The 17,735-nt window shown below is 70.8% G+C and carries 16 protein-coding genes; 4 read left to right on the top strand and 12 right to left on the bottom strand.

Features of this window, described 5'->3' with window-relative positions:
* Positions 1 to 8: 8 nt before the first annotated feature.
* From AERO9AM_RS08540 to rplU, 6 genes are all read right to left on the bottom strand, one after another.
* Positions 9 to 236, bottom strand: coding sequence for a hypothetical protein (locus tag AERO9AM_RS08540; protein WP_159575757.1), 228 nt, complete (start codon positions 234 to 236; stop codon positions 9 to 11).
* Between the two features lie 48 nt (positions 237 to 284).
* Positions 285 to 1,583, bottom strand: coding sequence for a glutamate-5-semialdehyde dehydrogenase (locus AERO9AM_RS08535; RefSeq protein WP_159575756.1), 1,299 nt, complete (start codon positions 1,581 to 1,583; stop codon positions 285 to 287).
* 48 nt (positions 1,584 to 1,631) lie between these two features.
* On the bottom strand, positions 1,632 to 2,414 hold the full coding sequence (gene proB, locus AERO9AM_RS08530) for a glutamate 5-kinase (protein ID WP_159575755.1): 783 nt from the start codon (positions 2,412 to 2,414) through the stop codon (positions 1,632 to 1,634).
* Positions 2,411 to 3,943, bottom strand: a complete 1,533-nt coding sequence (obgE, locus tag AERO9AM_RS08525) for a GTPase ObgE (RefSeq protein WP_159575754.1) — start codon at positions 3,941 to 3,943, stop codon at positions 2,411 to 2,413. Before obgE ends, proB begins: the two co-directional genes overlap by 4 nt.
* A gap of 126 nt (positions 3,944 to 4,069) precedes the next feature.
* Positions 4,070 to 4,327, bottom strand: a complete 258-nt coding sequence (gene rpmA / locus AERO9AM_RS08520) for a 50S ribosomal protein L27 (RefSeq protein ID WP_159575753.1) — start codon at positions 4,325 to 4,327, stop codon at positions 4,070 to 4,072.
* A gap of 20 nt (positions 4,328 to 4,347) precedes the next feature.
* Positions 4,348 to 4,656: a 50S ribosomal protein L21 gene (gene rplU, locus AERO9AM_RS08515; protein WP_201298610.1), complete on the bottom strand. Its 309-nt coding sequence runs from the start codon at positions 4,654 to 4,656 to the stop codon at positions 4,348 to 4,350.
* 268 nt (positions 4,657 to 4,924) lie between these two features.
* Between rplU and AERO9AM_RS08510 the strand changes: the two genes are divergently transcribed.
* The gene (locus AERO9AM_RS08510) at positions 4,925 to 5,221 is read left to right on the top strand and encodes a DUF4031 domain-containing protein (protein WP_159575752.1); all 297 of its coding nucleotides are present in this window, start codon (positions 4,925 to 4,927) and stop codon (positions 5,219 to 5,221) included.
* Positions 5,218 to 5,838 (top strand): TMEM175 family protein, encoded by a 621-nt coding sequence (locus AERO9AM_RS08505; protein WP_159575751.1) that lies wholly within the window; start codon positions 5,218 to 5,220, stop codon positions 5,836 to 5,838. Before AERO9AM_RS08510 ends, AERO9AM_RS08505 begins: the two co-directional genes overlap by 4 nt.
* 31 nt (positions 5,839 to 5,869) lie before the next feature.
* On the opposite strand, the gene AERO9AM_RS08500 is transcribed toward AERO9AM_RS08505, so the two are convergent.
* Entirely contained in the window at positions 5,870 to 8,311 is a 2,442-nt protein-coding gene (locus AERO9AM_RS08500) for an Rne/Rng family ribonuclease (protein WP_159575750.1), read from the bottom strand.
* 278 nt (positions 8,312 to 8,589) lie between these two features.
* On the opposite strand from AERO9AM_RS08500, the gene AERO9AM_RS08495 reads away from it, so the two are divergent.
* On the top strand, positions 8,590 to 9,216 hold the full coding sequence (locus AERO9AM_RS08495) for a vitamin K epoxide reductase family protein (protein ID WP_159575749.1): 627 nt from the start codon (positions 8,590 to 8,592) through the stop codon (positions 9,214 to 9,216).
* A 107-nt stretch (positions 9,217 to 9,323) separates the two neighbouring features.
* Here the strand turns inward: AERO9AM_RS08495 and ndk are convergent, their stop codons facing one another.
* From ndk to ileS, 4 genes are read right to left on the bottom strand one after another with little or no spacing between them, the layout of a single operon-like run.
* On the bottom strand, positions 9,324 to 9,740 hold the full coding sequence (gene ndk, locus AERO9AM_RS08490; RefSeq protein ID WP_159575748.1) for a nucleoside-diphosphate kinase: 417 nt from the start codon (positions 9,738 to 9,740) through the stop codon (positions 9,324 to 9,326).
* Between the two features lies 1 nt (position 9,741).
* Complete coding sequence (locus AERO9AM_RS08485; RefSeq protein WP_159575747.1) at positions 9,742 to 10,185, bottom strand: DUF4233 domain-containing protein; 444 nt, start codon at positions 10,183 to 10,185, stop codon at positions 9,742 to 9,744.
* Complete coding sequence (locus tag AERO9AM_RS08480; RefSeq protein WP_159575746.1) at positions 10,173 to 11,528, bottom strand: bifunctional folylpolyglutamate synthase/dihydrofolate synthase; 1,356 nt, start codon at positions 11,526 to 11,528, stop codon at positions 10,173 to 10,175. The genes AERO9AM_RS08485 and AERO9AM_RS08480 overlap by 13 nt, the downstream gene beginning before the upstream one ends.
* On the bottom strand, positions 11,525 to 14,893 hold the full coding sequence (gene ileS / locus AERO9AM_RS08475) for an isoleucine--tRNA ligase (RefSeq protein WP_159575745.1): 3,369 nt from the start codon (positions 14,891 to 14,893) through the stop codon (positions 11,525 to 11,527). The genes AERO9AM_RS08480 and ileS overlap by 4 nt, the downstream gene beginning before the upstream one ends.
* A gap of 311 nt (positions 14,894 to 15,204) precedes the next feature.
* Here ileS and AERO9AM_RS08470 point away from each other — a divergent pair, with 311 nt between their 5' ends.
* On the top strand, positions 15,205 to 15,849 hold the full coding sequence (locus tag AERO9AM_RS08470; RefSeq protein ID WP_159575744.1) for a pentapeptide repeat-containing protein: 645 nt from the start codon (positions 15,205 to 15,207) through the stop codon (positions 15,847 to 15,849).
* 121 nt (positions 15,850 to 15,970) lie between these two features.
* Here AERO9AM_RS08470 and AERO9AM_RS08465 read toward each other — a convergent pair whose 3' ends face one another.
* Positions 15,971 to 17,500 (bottom strand): HNH endonuclease, encoded by a 1,530-nt coding sequence (locus AERO9AM_RS08465; RefSeq protein ID WP_236602543.1) that lies wholly within the window; start codon positions 17,498 to 17,500, stop codon positions 15,971 to 15,973.
* Positions 17,501 to 17,735 lie beyond the last annotated feature (235 nt).

Genomic DNA, 17,735 nt, shown 5'->3' with positions numbered 1-17,735 from the left:
GGCTCAGCTCAGTGACCGTGGCCGGCCCCGTGTCCTTCGTGACCGTGCTCCGCAGCCCACGCCTCCGCCTTGGCGGCGTGGCGATTGGCGACGTTGCGGTAGGAGAGCGCGACCAGGCCGAGCAGCGTGAACACGCCGGCAGCGATGAAGAAGAACGGGAGCGTCTCCAGCGTCACGTTGCCGTTCTGCTCAGTGTTCTCTGCGGCGGCCTGCACGAGCTGTGCGACGAGGTTCATCGATTCTCCAGAGTGATCAGGGTGGATCTCAACTCCCCAGTCTAGCCCTCAGCCGCGCGTCTGCCCCGCGCCTCGCGCGAGCCACTTCGTGCTGGTCAGCTCAGCCAGACCCATCGGACCCCGCGCGTGCAGCTTCTGCGTCGAGATGCCCACCTCGGCGCCGAAGCCGAACTCGCCGCCGTCGGTGAAGCGCGTCGACGCGTTCGCCATCACCACGGCGGAGTCGACCTCGGCCAGGAAACGCTCGATGGCGAGCGCGTCGGTGCTGATGATCGACTCGGTGTGGCCGGTGCTGTACTGCCGGATGTGCGCGAGCGCGGCATCGAGGTCGTCCACCACACGCATCGAGAGATCGAGGCTCAGGTGCTCGAGGGCCCAGTCCTCGTCGGTCGCCGGGACGGCCGAGGGCACCAGGCGCTGGATCTCGGCGTCGCCGTGGATGGTGACGCCCTGCCCGATGAGCGCATCCGCGACGGCGGGTACGATCCGGTCGGCGGCGCCGCGCAGCACGAGCACGGTCTCCACCGCGTTGCACACGCTCGGACGCTGCACCTTGGCGTTGACGACGATGTCCCTCGCCCAGTCCAGCGGCGCCGACTCGTCCAGCACGATGTGCACGACACCCGCCCCGGTCTCGATCACGGGGACGGTTGATTCGGTCACGACCGTCTCGATGAGCCCGGCGCTGCCGCGCGGGACGAGCACGTCGATGAGTCCTCGCCCGTGCATCATCGCGGTGGCGCCGGCGCGCCCGAAGTCGTCGACGGTCTGGATCGCCTCGGGGGTGACCCCGGCCGACGCGAGCGCATCGCGCATGACCTGAACGAGCACGGTGTTGCTCTCCCGGGCTGCGCTGCCGCCGCGCAGCACCGCCGCGTTGCCCGAGCGGAGGGCGAGCGCGGCGATGTCCACGGTGACGTTGGGGCGCGCCTCGTAGATCGCGCCGACCACGCCGAACGGCACACGCACCTGCTCGAGAGCCACCCCGTTGGGCATGCGATGACCGCCGACCACCCGCCCGACCGGATCGGGCAGCGCGGCCACCTCGCGCACCGCGGAGGCCAGCGCCTGGATCCGCTTGTCGTCGAGGCGCAGCCGGTCCAGCAGTGCTTCGCCGATCCCCTCCTCGGCGCCGCGGGCCAGATCCCGGGCGTTGGCCGCGATGATGTCTCCGGACGCGCCGGCGAGCGCGGCGGCGATCGCCTCGAGGGCCGCCGCTTTGGCGTCGCTCGTCAGGCGCGCGGTCTCCCGGGCGGCCTCCTTGGCGGCACGCATCCGCGCCTCCGGGGAGTCCGCTGCGGCAGAGGCGTCGGCGGGCACGGCGAAGTCGGCGATCACGGTGGACATGCGGTCAGTGTACCCACGCGGCGCACCGGCCGGATCCGGATGACGGATTCAGACCGTGGGCTCGAACCAGGTCCCGACCTCCGCGCCGTCCAGCGCCTCCGCGACCAGATCCGCGCTGGTCACGAGCACGCCGATGCCGCTCGCGGCGGCGAGGCGCGCGGCCGACACCTTGGTGGCCGCTCCCCCGGTGCCGACACCGTTCACCACCGTCGCGCCGAATTCGAGTCCGGACAGGTCGGCCCCGGCGGCGACGACGTCGAGCGGCTCCGCGGCGGGGTCGGACGGCGGACGGGTGTACAGGGATTCGACGTCGCTGAGCAGCACCAGGGCGTCGGCGCCGATGAGCTGGGCGACGAGGGCGCCGAGCCGGTCGTTGTCGCCGAACCGGATCTCCTGCGTCGCGACGGTGTCGTTCTCGTTGACGATCGGCAGCACGCGAAGTCCCAGCAGCCGCTCCATGGCGCGCTGCGCGTTGCTGCGCGAGGTGGGGTGCTCCAGGTCGCCCGTGGTCAGCAGCACCTGGCCCGCGACGATGCCGTGCGGGCGCAGCGCCTCCTGGTAGCGGTAGATGAGCAGGTTCTGCCCCACCGCGGCCGCTGCCTGCTGCGTCGCGAGGTCGGTCGGGCGCGCGTCCAGCTGCAGGAACGGGATGCCGGTGGCGATCGCTCCCGAGGAGACCAGGACGATCTCGGCGCCGCGGGCGTGCGCTGCGGCCAGCGCCTCGACCAGCACGGGGATGCGCCAGGCGGCGTCGCCGCTGATCGATGAGGATCCGACCTTGACGACGATGCGCGCGGCTCCGGGCAGGTCCGCGCGGGTCAGCGCCGTCACAGCGCCTCCTCGCCGGAGTCCTCGACGTCCTCCGCCCCGGCTCGGCTCGCGAGGCGCTGCTCCTCGAGCTCCGCGCGGGCCGCAGCCTTCGCGTCCATGCGCTCGTGGTACTGCTCCCGGCGCTCGCTCGTCGTGCGCCGGGTGTTCGGGTCGAAGCGCGAGTCCAGGCCGCGTGGCGAGGTGATCAGCTCGGCTGCGGAGCTCAGCTGCGGCTCCCAGTCGAACACGATGCTCTCGCCCGGGCCGATCACGACGGTGGATCCGCGCACCGCGCCGAGGCGGAACAGCTCGTCCTCGACGCCCAGCTTCTCCAGGCGGTCGGCGAGGTAGCCCACGGCCTCCTCGTTCTGGAAGTCGGTCTGCTGCACCCAGCGCACCGGCTTGTCGCCCAGGATCCGGTAGACGTTGCCGTAGCTGCCGCCCTCCACGCGGATCTCGAAGTCGCGCTGCGCGCCCTTCGGCCGGATGACGACGCGCTCCTTGGGCGCCTGCGCGGCCGCGGCGAGCTCGGCACGGTGCGCGTCGACGATCTCGCCGAGCGCGAAGGTCAGCGGGCGCAGGCCCTCGTGCGAGACCGTGGAGATCTCGAACACCCGGAAGCCGCGCTCCTCGAGCTCCGGCCGCACGAAGTCGGCCAGCTCGCGCGCCTCCGGCACGTCGATCTTGTTCAGGGCGATCAGCTGCGGGCGCTCCAGCAGCGGGACCTGCCCCTCCGGCACCTCGTAGGCGGCCAGCTCGGCGAGGATGACATCGAGGTCGCTGATCGGATCGCGACCGGGCTCCAGGGTCGCGCAGTCCAGCACGTGCAGCAGGGCGGAGCACCGCTCCACGTGCCGCAGGAACTGCAGGCCGAGACCGCGGCCCTCGCTCGCGCCCTCGATGAGACCCGGCACGTCGGCGACGGTGTAGCGCGAGTCCCCGGCCTGCACGACGCCGAGGTTCGGATGCAGCGTGGTGAACGGATAGTCCGCGATCTTCGGGCGGGCCGCGGAGATGGCCGCGATCAGGCTCGACTTGCCGGCCGACGGATAGCCGACCAGGGCGACATCCGCGACCGTCTTGAGCTCGAGCACGACGTCGCCCTCGAAGCCGGGGGTGCCCAGCAGCGCGAAGCCCGGCGCCTTGCGCTTGGGGGTCGCGAGTGCGGCGTTGCCGAGGCCGCCCTGACCGCCGGCCGCGACCACATAGCGCTCCCCCGGCGTGACCAGGTCGGCGAGGATCTCGCCGTCGGTCGTCTTCACGACGGTCCCGACCGGCACCGGCAGCTCGAGGTCCTCGCCGTCGTAGCCGGAGCGGTGGTCGCCCATGCCGAAACCGCCGTTCTGCGACGTGCGGTGCGGCGAGTGGTGGTACGAGAGCAGGGTGCCGGTCTGCGGGTCGGCGACGAGCACGATGTCGCCGCCGTCACCGCCGTTGCCGCCGTCCGGGCCGCCGAGGGGCTTGAACTTCTCCCGGTGCACGGAGACGCAGCCGTTGCCGCCCTTGCCCGCGCGCAGGTGCAGCGTCACCCTGTCGACGAACGTGACCATGGGGGGATCCTCCTGGGTTGCGGAACGGTGGTTTTACGGAGATCGTGCCGGGATATGGAAACGGGGCGAGCCGAAGCCCGCCCCGTTGCCGAAGCCTGCCCAGCCGTGGCCGGGCCCGCCGAAGCCTTACTCGGCGGCCGCGACGATGTTGACGACCTTGCGGCCGCCCTTCGCGCCGAACTCGACCGCACCGGCGGCGAGGGCGAACAGCGTGTCGTCGCCGCCACGGCCGACGTTGACGCCGGGGTGGAAGTGCGTGCCGCGCTGACGGACCAGGATCTCGCCGGCGCTGACGGTCTGGCCGCCGAAGCGCTTCACGCCGAGTCGCTGTGCGTTGGAGTCACGACCGTTGCGGGTCGAGCTCGCACCCTTTTTGTGTGCCATTTCTCAGCTCCTCTTCGTGCTTACTTGATGCCGGTGATCTTGACGCGCGTGAGGTCCTGACGGTGGCCCTGGCGCTTCTTGTAGCCGGTCTTGTTCTTGTACTTCTGGATGACGATCTTCGGGCCGCGGAGGTGGCTGACGACCTCGGCCGTCACCTTGACCTTCGCGAGCTTGTCGGCGTCGGTGGTGATCTTGTCACCGTCGACGAGGAGCACCGCGGAGAGCTCGACCTTGTCGCCCTGGGCCGCCTTCAGACGGTCGAGCTGAACGATCGTGCCGACCTCGACCTTCTCCTGGCGTCCACCGGCGCGCACTACTGCGTAAACCACTTCATACCTGTTTCGTTGGGGAGCGGGATCGCTCCGTAATCTCACGGGAAGATTGTGCTTGCATCGCGCCACAGCAGAGGGATCCGCAGTGGCGGGCGCGAGTTGCATGAACCCGCGGCGGCCGAGTGGGGCGTCCGGCGCGGTGCACCAAGGAGCTACTTTACCGGAAGCCCGGCCCCGTCGCAAAGCGAGCACGGCCGTGTCCGGCTCGTCCTCCGCTGCCGGCGGAATGCCGCCCGCGGCCGGAACCGCGTCCTAGGATCGCCGCATGGCGATACTCGTGGACGACCCCATCTGGCCGGCGCACGGCCGGCTCTGGGCGCATCTGGTCAGCGACTCCGACGTGGCCGAGCTGCATGCCTTCGCCGCCGCGCACGGGATCCCGCCGCGCGCCTTCGACCTCGACCACTACGACGTCCCCGCCGACGCGCTGGAGAGGCTGGTCGCGGGCGGCGCGGAGCACGTCGGCGGCAAGGAGCTCACCCGCCGCCTCATCGCCTCGGGATTGCGCATCCCGGCCCGCGACCGCACCGGCGGGCACGACACCACCAGGATCGCGCGATGACCTCGAGCCGGCTGGAGGCGTTCAGCGACGGCGTCCTCGCTATCATCATCACGGTCATGGTGCTCGGCCTCGCCGTGCCCAAGGGCGACTCCTGGACCGACCTGGTGCACACCTCAGGCCTCGGCCTGCTCACGTATCTGCTGAGCTTCGTCTACGTCGGCATCTACTGGAGCAACCACCACCATCTGTTCCAGCTGCGTCCCACCGTGGACGGCGTCGTGCTGTGGGCCAACCTGCACCTGCTGCTGTGGCTCTCGCTGTACCCGTTCACGACGGCCTGGATCACGGAGTCGCATGTCGCCCAGGTGCCGACGATCGTGTACGGCCTGAATCTGCTCGGCGCCGCCCTCGCCTACTCGATCCTGCAGCGCACGATCGAGCGCGGGCCCGACGGGTCCCGGATCCGGGAGGCGTTCGGGCGCGATCTGAAGGGCATCGTCTCCCCGCTGCTGTATCTGACCGGCCTCGGGCTGTCGTTCGTGGTGCCGTGGCTCGCGCTGGTCCCCTACGTGATCGTCGCGGTGATCTGGCTCGTGCCGGACCGCCGCGTGGAGCGCTACCTGCGGACGCACGCGGACGCCGGCGCATCCGAAGACGAGGAGGGCCCGACGCCGTAGCGTCGGGCCCTCCTCGGACGGTCTGCGAGCGTCAGCCCTGCTCGCCCTGCGGCGCGGGCTCGCTCGTGTGCACCACCGCGGTGCCTGCGGAGAGCGCCGCGGTCGTCACCCGGCGCCGGTTGCGCCCCTGGCCCGGCGCCTTGGGCTCGGGCAGCGCGTCCAGCACGGAGTCGAGCAGCTGCTCGGCCTCGGTCCGCGGCGCCTTGGCACGGTCCGAGCCGCGCTTCTTGCGCTGCTTCTTGGGGCGGTCGACGGCGGGCGCCTCCACCACGACCTCCGCGGGGACGTCCGCCGGCGCCGGGGTCTCGCCCGCGACGCGGGTCGAGGCCGCGATCTGTGCGAGGGCGGTCTTCGCACCCTCGGGGATGCCGTGCGTGACGCCGTTCACCGGGGCGGGGGCCGGAGCGGACGACCCGCCGTTGCCGCCGTTGCCGTTCCCGCCGCGGCGGCGGCCGGAACCCTGCTGCGGAGCGGCGGCACGGTGCTTGACCACGGGATCGTGGTGCACGATCACACCGCGGCCGGCGCACACCTCGCAGGGCTCGCTGAAGGTCTCCAGCAGGCCGAGGCCGAGCTTCTTGCGCGTCATCTGCACGAGCCCGAGCGAGGTGACCTCGGCGACCTGGTGCTTGGTGCGGTCGCGGCTCAGACACTCGACCAGGCGCCGCAGCACGAGATCCCGGTTGGACTCCAGCACCATGTCGATGAAGTCGACGACGATGATGCCGCCGATGTCGCGCAGGCGCAGCTGGCGGACGATCTCCTCCGCGGCCTCGAGGTTGTTCTTGGTGACGGTCTCCTCGAGGTTTCCGCCCGACCCGACGAACTTGCCGGTGTTGACGTCGACGACGGTCATAGCCTCGGTGCGGTCGATCACGAGGGATCCGCCCGACGGCAGCCAGACCTTGCGGTCCAGGGCCTTCTCGATCTGCTCGGTGACGCGGTACACGTCGAACGGGTCGCGCTCGTCCTCATACGCCTCGACCCGGTCCAGCAGGTCGGGCGCGACGGACTCGAGGTAGGAGCGGATCGTCCGGCTCGCATCGGCGCCCTGGATCCGCATCCGGGTGAAGTCCTCGTTGAACACGTCGCGGACGATCTTCACGAGCAGATCCGGCTCGGCGTGCAGGAGCGCAGGAGCCTGCTGCGTCTCGACCTGCTTCTGGATGTAGCTCCACTGCGCGGTGAGGCGCTGCACGTCGTTGGTGAGCTGCTCCTCGGTCGCGCCCTCGGCCGCGGTGCGCACGATGACGCCGCTCGACTCGGGGAGCACCTCCTTGAGGATGCGCTTCAGGCGCGCGCGCTCGGTGTCGGGGAGCTTGCGCGAGATGCCGTTCATGGATCCGTTCGGCACGTACACGAGGTAGCGGCCCGGAAGCGAGATCTGGCTGGTCAGCCGGGCGCCCTTGTGGCCGACCGGGTCCTTCGTCACCTGGACGAGAACGCGGTCGCCGGGCTTGAGGGCCAGTTCGATCCGACGTGGCTGGTTGCCGGTCTCGACGCCGTCCCAGTCGACCTCGCCGGAGTACAGCACGGCGTTGCGGCCGCGCCCGATGTCGACGAACGCCGCCTCCATGCTGGGCAGCACGTTCTGCACGCGGCCGAGGTACACGTTGCCGATGAGCGACGCATCCTGGTTGCGGGCGACGTAGTGCTCGACGAGCACGTTGTCCTCGAGCACGGCGATCTGGGTGCGGCCGTTCTTGGAGCGCACGATCATCTCGCGGTCGACGGCCTCGCGGCGGGCGAGGAACTCGGCCTCGGTGACCACCGGACGACGGCGGCCGGCATCGCGGCCGTCACGGCGTCGCTGCTTCTTGGCCTCGAGGCGGGTGGATCCCTTGATCGCCTTGGGCTCGGTGATGTACTCGACCACGCGCTGGCGCTGACGCGGCTCGGAGCCCTCGCCGCGACCGCGGGTGCGGCGGTTGTCGTCGCCGTCGCGGCTCTCCCGCGTGCGCGCCGGCAGCGGGACGATCGTGGGCGCATAGAAGTGCAGCTGGGTGGACACCCGCGACACGAAGACCTCGGGCAGCAGGCCCAGGCTCACCGCGGTGACGGGCTCCGGCTCGGCCGGCTCCTCCGGGGCGGACGTGGGCTGGGCGGCGGCGTCTTCTGCAGCGGCGGCGGCATCGTCGGCGGCGCCGTTCGCCGCGTCTGCGTCGACCTCCGCCTGATCGGGATCCGATCCCGTCGAGGCGCGCTCAACAGGCTCGTCCACCGCGTCGACGGACTCACCGGCGCTGGATGCGGGCTCCTCGCCCTCCGGGGCCTCGGCGACCGGCTCCGTGGAGGCGTTCTGCCCGTCGTCGACGACCTCGGCCGTCTCCACGGCGTCGTCGGTCGTCTCGGCGACGTCCTCGACCTTGTCTGCGGCGCCGTCGGCCTCGGTCCGCTCTGCGGGGTCGGACGCTACCGGCAGCAGCGCGTCGAGGTCGAGGGTAGGGGCGTTGTCATTGTTCTCGTCGGCCATCTCTGGCGTACTCCCTGCACGACGGCCGGGCCGTCGTGAATTCTCTCGTGCGGTGCGCTCGGCGCCGCGAACTCAATCGGTCTGCGATCGGCGTGTGCTCTGATCGCTGAGGGCCGGAGCCCTCGAAGTCTGTATCCGTCGTCCGCCGCCGTGGCGGTCCGACCCGTCCATTATCGCACCATCCGCGCAGGATCCCCGCCGTGACGCGATCCGATGCGCACGCATGCGTTCCGCACCGCATGCATTCGGCACAGAAGGACGACTGCGATAATCGCGGCATGTCTGCACAGAGCGCCCTCCCCCGCCATCGCCCCGTCGGCTACGCCGTCTGGCTCATCGTGGCGAGCGTCGTCGGATGGTGGGCGGCGTTCCAGCTCACCCTCGACAAGTTCGAGGTGCTGGAGCACCCCAAGGCCGCGCTGGGCTGCGACATCAGCGCGTTCGTGCAGTGCGGGGCGAACCTGGAGTCCTGGCAGGGCTCGGTGTTCGGCTTCCCGAACCCGATCATCGGACTCACCGGCTGGATGGCCCCGCTGGTGGTCGGTGTCGCGATCCTGGCCGGCGCCCGCTTCCCGCGCTGGTTCTGGGCGCTGTTCGGCCTCGGGATCACCGGCGCGTTCGTGTTCATCTGCTGGCTGATCGGGCAGAGCTTCTTCGATCTGCACACGCTGTGCCCGTGGTGCGCGCTCACCTACGTGGTGGTCATCCCGACCTTCTTCGCGACCATGCTCCAGCTGTTCGCGAACGGCACCTTCCCCATCAGCCGCAGCGCGCAGCAGCGCGCCCAGGGCATGGGCGTCTGGGTGCCGCTCGCATCGATCCTCGCCTTCGCCGTGATCGTGCTGCTCGCACAGTCCGCCGGCGTCGACCTCATCGGCGAGGTCATTCGGCTCGTCCGCGGCTGAACGGAACCCGTCCGCGGCTGAACGGACCCGTCCGCGGCTGAACGGCCCCGCGGAGACGACGAACGCCCCGACCCTCTCGACGAGGATCGGGGCGTTCGCGTCAGGGCTCAGCCGAACCAGATGCCGAGCTCGCGGGCCGCGGACTCGGGCGAGTCGGAGCCGTGCACGAGGTTCTGCTGCACCTTCAGGCCCCAGTCGCGGCCGAAGTCACCACGGATCGTGCCGGGTGCGGCGGTGGTGGGGTCGGTCGTGCCGGCAAGCGAGCGGAAGCCCTCGATGACGCGGTTGCCGGCGAGACGGATCGCGACCGAGGGGCCGGAGAGCATGAACTCGAGCAGCGGCTCGTAGAACGGCTTGCCCTCGTGCTCGGCGTAGTGCGCGGCGAGGAGGTCGCGGTCCGGCTCGACGAGGCGGATGTCGACGAGCGCGTAGCCCTTGGCCTCGATGCGGGCCAGGATCGCGCCGGTGAGGCCGCGCGCGACGCCGTCGGGCTTGACCAGGACGAGGGTCTCTTCGGTGGACATGTCAGTCACTCTCTGTCGGATGAGCGGGGTCGGAGGAGTGCGCGGCCGCGGCGCGCGCAGCGCGGTCGGCGCGGCCGCCGACGATCATCGCATAGGTCCACATGCCGCCGAAGACGATCGCGACCAGTCCGATCGCGGGCACCAGGAAGGCGGACAGCAGGACGATGACCTGCAGGATCCATCCCATCACGATTCCGGTGCGGCTGCCCATGAGCCCGGCGGCGACGAGCATCGCCACAGCGACGACGCCGCCGCCCACGATCCCCCACCACGGGGCGATGTCGGGTCCGAGGGCCTTCAGCCCGAACACGGTGAGCCCGGCGAGCCCGACGACGATCGCCTCGAACGCGAGCACGATGGATCCGAGCTTCTGCGCGAGCCCGCGCGGAGCCCGCGCACGGCGCGCCCGTGGACGACTGCTCTCGGCGGCGGTCACGCGCGCCATCCGCTCTTCCAGTCCTCCTCGGCGGCGAGCGCGATCGCCTCTCCGGCGAGGACCACGGATCCGGCGATGATCACCGCGCGGCGGTCGGTCGAGGCCGCCCACTCCCGTGCCGCGTCGGCGGCGTCCGCGAGGGCCGGGTGCACCGTGACCCGGCCGCCCGCCGCCTCCACGAGGTCGGCGAGGGCGTCGGGGTCGCCGGCGCGGTCGGAGTCGGGTGCGGTGGCGAACACGTGCTCCACCGACGGCAGCAGGGTCGCGACGATGCCCGCGGCGTCCTTGTCGCCGAGGACGCCGAGAACGAGACCCCACTCGTCGAAGTCGAAGCTGTCCTTCAGCGCCGCCGCGAGGGCCCTGGCGCCGTGCGGATTGTGCGCCGCGTCCACGACGACCGTCGGTGCGATGCCGAGCAGCTGCAGCCGGCCGGGCGAAGTCGCCCCCTGCAGGCCCTCGGCGAGCACATCGCCGACGATCGCGCGCCCGGCGCCGCCGATGAGCGACTCCACCGCCGCGATCGCGAGCGCCGCGTTGAAGCCCTGGTGCTCGCCGTACAGCGGCAGGTACTCCTCGACGTACTCGCCGGCGAGGCCGCGCACGGTCACCTGCTGGCCGCCTACGGCGAGGCGCTGCTCCACCAGGGCGAAGTCCTGTCCCTCGAACGCGATGGTCGCGCCGTGCTCCGCGGCGACCCGGCGCAGCACCGCCTCCGCCTCGGGCGTCTGGCGGGAGGACACCGCGGCCGCGCCGTCCTTGATGATGCCTGCCTTGACCTCCGCGATCTTCTCGATCGTGTCGCCGAGGCGATCCGCGTGGTCGAGGTCGATCGGGGTGAACACCGCCACGTCGCCGTCGGCGGTGTTCGTGGAGTCCCAGGATCCGCCCATGCCGACCTCGAGCACGAGGACGTCGACCGGGGCGTCCGCGCAGGCCACGAACGCGAGCACGGTGAGCAGCTCGAAGAAGGTCAGCGGAGCGTCGCCCGCGGCCTCGAGCTCGGCGTCCACGATCGCTGCGAACGGCTCGATCTCCTCCCACGCGTCGGCGACGGCCGCATCGGCGATCGGCTCGCCGTCGATCATGATCCGCTCGGTGAAGCGCTCCAGGTGCGGGCTCGTGAACAGCCCCGTGCGCAGACCGTGCGCGCGCAGCAGGCTTTCGATCATGCGCGCGGTCGACGTCTTGCCGTTCGTGCCCGTGAGGTGCACGACGCGGTACGTCTTCTGCGGATCGTCCATGAGCTCGAGCAGGCGCGCCGTGCGCTCCTTGCGGGGCTGCACCCAGCGCTCCCCCGCCCGCTCCAGCAGGGCGGAGTACACGGCGTCAGCGCGTTCGCGGTCATCCGTCATGCTGCATCTCCGATCCGGCTCACGGCGACGGCGAATCCGCCGCGGTTGGCGTAGGTTCCCGCGGCGATGTCCGCCACGAACTCCGAGACGGCGAACTCCGTCCCCGCATCGAGGACGTCCGCCTCTACGGCGAGCGTCTCCTGCGCGACGCCTGCCGTGTCGAACGCGCTGCGGACCGCCGACGCGTCCTCCGCGTCGTCGAAGCGCAGCTGCAGGCGGATGCGGTCGCTCACGTCGAAGCCGGCGTTCTTGCGGGTGTCCTGGACGGCGCGGATGACGTCGCGCGCCAGGCCCTCCGCCTCCAGCTCGGGGGTCGTGGCGGTATCGAGGAGCACGAACCCGCCGGAGGGCACCACGGCGAGCGCCTCGCCCTCGGGCCGCCCCGAGGTCTCCAGCGCGAGCTCGTACTCGTGCGGCTCCAGGGCGATGCCGTCGGCCGTCACCACCCCGTCCTGCTCGGTCCAGAAGCCGTCCTTCGCGGCGCGGATCACGCGCTGCACGTCCTTGCCGAGGCGGGGGCCCGCGGCGCGCGCGTTGACGCTGAGACGGTGGCTGATGCCGTACTCCGCGGCGGTGCCCTCGCCCTGGGCGACGAGTTCGACGCTCTTCACGTTCAGCTCGTCGCGGAGGATGTCCTCGAAGGGCGCGAGCGCCGCAGCCTGCGGCGAGACGACGGTGAAGCGCGCGAGCGGCAGGCGCACACGCAGCTTCTCCTTCTTGCGCAGTGCGTTGCCGACGCTGGAAAGCTCGCGCACCGCGTCCATCGCGTCCCGCACGTCGTCCGCGCGAGGGAACAGCTCAGCGTCGGGCCAGTCGGTCAGGTGCACGCTGCGGCCGCCGGTGAGGCCCTGCCACACGCGCTCGCCGATCAGCGGCACGAGCGGCGCCGCCACGCGGCACAGCGTCTCGAGCACGGTGTAGAGCGTGTCGAACGCCTCCGTGGTCGCCGGGTCGGAGGGGTCGACACCCACCCAGAAGCGGTCGCGGGAGCGGCGGATGTACCAGTTCGTGAGCACCTCTGCGAAGTCCCGCAGGCGTGCCGCCGCCGTGGTCGAGTCGAGGCCCTCGAGATCCTCCTGCACGCCGCGGACGAGGTCGCCGGTGCGCGCCAGGATGTACCGGTCCAGCACGTCGGCGGAGTCGGTGCGCCAGCGCGCCTCGTAGCCGGAGCCGTCGGTCCCTGAGCCGGTCGAAGGCCCGCCCGCTGCGTTCGCGTAGGTGGCGAAGAAGTACCACGAGTTCCACAGCGGCAGGATGAACTCGCGCACGCCGGCGCGGATCCCCTCCTCCGTGACCGACAGGTTGCCGCCGCGCAGCACCGAGCTCGACATGAGGAACCAGCGCATCGCGTCGGAGCCGTCCCGGTCGAGCACCTCGGAGACGTCCGGGTAGTTGCGCAGCGACTTCGACATCTTGTTGCCGTCCGAGCCGAGCACGATGCCGTGGCAGCTCACGCCCGTGAACGCGGGACGGCCGAACAGACCCGTCGAGAGCGCGTGCATGACGTAGAACCAGCCGCGGGTCTGCCCGATGTACTCGACGATGAAGTCGGCCGGCGAGTGCGAGTCGAACCACTCCTGGTTCTCGAACGGGTAGTGCACCTGCGCGAACGGCATGGATCCGGAGTCGAACCACACGTCGAAGACGTCCTCGATGCGCCGCATCGTGCTCTTGCCGGTCGGGTCGTCGGGGTTCGGCCGGGTCAGCTCGTCGATGTACGGGCGGTGCAGGTCGACCTCGCCCTCGGCGTTGCGCGGGAGGCGCCCGAAGTCGCGCTCGAGTTCCTCGAGCGAGCCGTAGGCGTCCACGCGGGGGTGCTCGGGGTCGTCGCTCTTCCAGATCGGGATCGGGGATCCCCAGTACCGGTTGCGGCTGATCGACCAGTCGCGGGCGCCCTCGAGCCACTTGCCGAACTGGCCGTGCTTGACGTTCTCGGGCACCCAGGTGATCTGCTCGTTGCCTGCGAGCATCTCGTCCTTGAAGTCGGTGACGCGCACGAACCAGCTGGAGACCGCCTTGTAGATGAGGGGGTTCCGGCAGCGCCAGCAGTGCGGGTAGGAGTGCAGGTAGCTCTGCAGGCGCAGCAGGCGGCCGTTCCCGCGCAGCAGGCGCACGAGCGGCGTGTTGGCGTCCATCCACAGCTCGCCGGCGACGTCGGTCACCTGCGGCAGGAAGCGCCCGCCCTCGTCGAGGGAGAGGATGGTCGGGATGCCCGCCGCGCCGGCGACGCGCTGGTCGTCCTCACCGTAGGCGGGCGCCTGGTGCACGATGCCGGTGCCGTCGCTCGTGGTGACGTAGTCGTCGACGAGGATCTGCCAGGCGTTCTCGGTGCCCCAGGTCTCGACGTCGGCGTAGTAGTCGAACAGGCGCTCGTAGGTCACGCCACCCAGCTCGGCGCCGGTCACCGTCGCCGACACCGCGGCGAGCACGTCGTCGGCGCTGTCGTAGCCGAGATCCTTGGCGTAGCCGCCGAGGAGATCCTTCGCGAGCAGGAAGCGGTCGCCCTGCGCGCCCTCCGAAGTGCCGTTCGGCCCGACGGGGACGACGACGTAGACGATCTCCGGTCCCACGGCGAGCGCGAGGTTGGTGGGCAGGGTCCACGGCGTGGTGGTCCAGGCGAGCGCACGCACGCCCTCGAGCCCCAGGGCGGCCGCCTTCTCCCCGGTGAGCGGGAAGCTCACCGTGACGGACGGATCCTGGCGCTCCTTGTAGACATCGTCATCCATGCGCAACTCGTGGGCGCTGAGCGGCGTCTCGTCGCGCCAGCAGTACGGCAGGACACGGTAGCCCTCGTAGGCCAGCCCCTTGTCGTACAGGGTCTTGAACGCCCAGAGCACGCTCTCCATGTAGCTGAGGTCGAGCGTCTTGTAGCCGCGTTCGAAGTCGACCCAGCGCGCCTGGCGGGTGACGTAGTCCTGCCACTCGTGCGTGTACGTGAGCACGGACTCGCGCGCCTTCGCGTTGAAGACGTCGATCCCCATCTGCTCGATCTCGTCCTTCTCGGTGATGCCGAGCTGCTTCATCGCCTCGAGTTCGGCGGGCAGGCCGTGCGTGTCCCACCCGAACACGCGGTCGACCTTCTTGCCGAGCATCGTCTGGAAGCGCGGGAACAGGTCCTTCGCGTAACCGGTGAGCAGATGGCCGTAGTGCGGCAGCCCGTTCGCGAACGGCGGGCCGTCGTAGAACACCCACTCCTCGGCGCCGTCGCGCTGCGCGATGGACGCGCGGAAGGTGTCGTCGGCCTCCCAGAACGCGAGCACCTCGCGCTCGATCTCGGGGAAGCGCGGGCTCGGGGTGACGGCGGCCGGGCCGAAGGAGGATCCGGTCGCTGAACTCGTCGAGGCGGAGGTACGCGGGTAGGTCATCGTGTCTCGCAGTGTCGGTGATGGATGCTGCTCGCCGGGACGATCCTGTGCTGGTTCAAGCGAAGGGACCGCGGTACCACCCTGCGTTGCGCTCCGGTCCTGTGCTTCGACAGGCTCAGCAACCGCTGGACCGGAACACCACTCTCACTGCGGCTGTGACGGGCCTGCCCCGCTCGGTTCTACTGACCTCGGCCGTGGACCGAGGCGTTCTTCCGAGAGCTCCCCGGTGATGGCCGGATCTGTGCTCGTGCGATCCAGTCTAGCGCCGCCTCGGCGTCGGTCGGAGCCCGCGCGGCGCATAGGCTGACCGCATGGCCCGCAGCACCGAACACCCTCAGCCGCCCCGGGTCTCGCCGCCCGACCTGCCGGAGGCGCTCGACGACGGCACCGGACGTCATCACGGAGACCATATCGCCCTGCGGATCCCGCTCGCGGAGGATCTGTCGCACGCGCAGTTCGAGCAGTGCTCGCTGTCCGGCACCGTCGACCGTGCCGATCTCACCGGCGCGACGCTGCTCGACGTGGAGATCGTGGACGCGCGCACTCCCGTGCTGTCTCTCAAGGACGCGACGATCCGCAGACTGCGCATCGCGGGCGGCCGCATCGGCACTCTGGATCTGTCCGGCGCGCACATCGCCGAGCTGATGCTGGAACACGCCCGGATCGACTACCTCTCCCTGGCGGCTGCGAAGATCCAGGACTCGCTCATCGCGGACTGCACCCTCGCCACCGTGGATCTGCCGGCCGCGACCGCCACCCGAGTGCGGTTCGAGCGCAGCAGAGCCGATGAGGTCGACACGCGCGGCATGCGCGCGGACTCCCTCGATCTCCGCGGTCTGGACGCTCTGGCTTTCCTGGACGTGACTTCGCTGCGCGGCGCCACTCTCACCGGGCGCCAGATCGAGCTGCTCGCCCCGGTCCTCGCGCGCGCCGCCGGGATCGACGTGCAGGACTGAACCGTCCCGCGGCACATCGTCACGGCGGCGACCGACGTGCTCGGTCGCCGGGCTCGGGCGTCGAGTCCTGGAAGTCGGGATCGCGGCGCCGGGATCGGGCGGCGGATCCTGGAAGTCGCGGTCAGAACGGTGGCGGCTGGTCGGGTGACGTGTCTGGATCCGGTCCCGGCATATCGGATTGGTGGATGGTGAAGGTGACGGGTGGGGGTGGTTTGTCGATGTAGCTCGCGCCGGTGGGGCTGGTCCATTCCAGGATCCCGGCGCCGAGTTGTTTCACTTTCCACGCGGTCTGGTGTTTCAGGACGTGGTGTCTGCGGCAGAGTCCGCCGAGGTTTCCTTCCTCGGTCGGCCCGCCGTAGGCGGCGTCCACTGTGTGGTCGAGGTCTTGGGTTCGGGGTGGGAGTCCGCAGGTGAGGAACCGGCATCGTGAGTCGCGGGCGTGCAGGAGTCGGCGGAGGTCGGCGTTGGGCCGGTAGTGGTCGACGGCGAGGATCGCCCCGGTGACCGGGTGGGTGAGCACCCGTTCCCATGCGGTGGCGCCGCCGGCGAGGATCCGGGCGGTGTCCGTGTCGATGGGCTGCCCGCCAGCGAGCTCGGCCGGCTGCTCCGCGCGGACACCGAATGCGGCCCACAGGCCGGCACGCTCGCCCGGACGCTCGGTGCGGATCCCGAACGCCGCGCCGACTTCTGGGTGAGAGTCGCAACCGGTCGCCGTGTCGGGACGCATGGCCGTGAACGCCGGGATGGTGACCTCCACCCGCGCCCGGATCGCCGCGAGCAGTCCGGCCGTCGTGTCATGCCCGGACGGGGTGCCGGTGAGGAGCGTGTCTGCGCAGAGGTCGGCGCGGAGCTGGTCGAGGGTGCGGTCATCGGCAGGGTCGCCGAGCCCGTCCGAGTCGCCGAGCCCGTCCGAGTTGCCGAGCCCGTCCGGATCCGGGGCGATTCCCGAGGCCGCTTCTTTCACGGCCTTCGCGTTCGCTGTCTTGATGAGGTGGGCTTGTTGGGTGAGTCGGTCGAAGATCCCGTCGATGATCGCGGCGGAGTGGATGAGGCCGAGCTGTTTCTGCCCGTCGGGGAGTTCTTCCCGCCACACGGTCCGCTTCTCCTGCGCGGTGCGGTGCCGCTCCGTCAACGACCGTGGGGCCAACCGTTCCGCGATGCGTTCCACGATCCGCTTCGCCCGATGCGGCGTCTCACCCTCGCACGCCGCCACGGCGACCTGCTCGTACTCGGCCCGCACCTCATCATCCAAACGCGCCCCGGTGTCTTGGATCAGCCGCACGTGGGCGGTGTTGATCCGCGCCTCGGTGAACGCCTGCATGGTGATCGGGTACCGGGTCATCAACTCCGCCGCCCGGGCCATCCGCCCCTGCACCACCCGGTCCGACATGTGCAGCACCGCGGCCAGTTCTGCCGCGACGCTGCGCGCGGCCAGGTCCACCGCCTCACCCCGCGTGGATGAAGCCTCGGACGCGGTGGCGAGGTGTTCGGCGAGGCGTTGGGCGACGGCCAGGTGCGCGTCCCGCACCGCCTGCAACCGGATGATCGACGCTTCCGTCACCGCCACACCCGACGTGACCATGGCCAGCACGGCGACCGGATCCACCGGGTCCACCCCGGGATCCTGAACCGCGCCGACCGTGTTCGTCATACCCCTATCCAACCCGGGGCCACCGACATTCCCGGGCCGGAAAGGGCCTGATCGGATCCGGAAAAGAACACAACCAGGTCACAAGATCCGCGCCACAGATCTAGAGCGTGCGCGGCGCCCTTCGTCTCGCCTCCGGCTCGCTCAGGGACCGGAGGGGCGCGGGTCCGGACCCTTCGACAAGCTCAGGGACCGGAGGCATGCCCCGCTCAGGGACCGGAGGAGAGCCCGTGTTCGA

Origin of the sequence: Microbacterium sp. 8M (assembly GCF_902506375.1) — a bacterium.
Classification (GTDB): Bacteria; Actinomycetota; Actinomycetes; order Actinomycetales; family Microbacteriaceae; genus Microbacterium.
The sequence above is the reverse complement of the archived record's forward strand: the minus strand, read 5'-3'. Positions and strand labels throughout refer to the sequence as shown.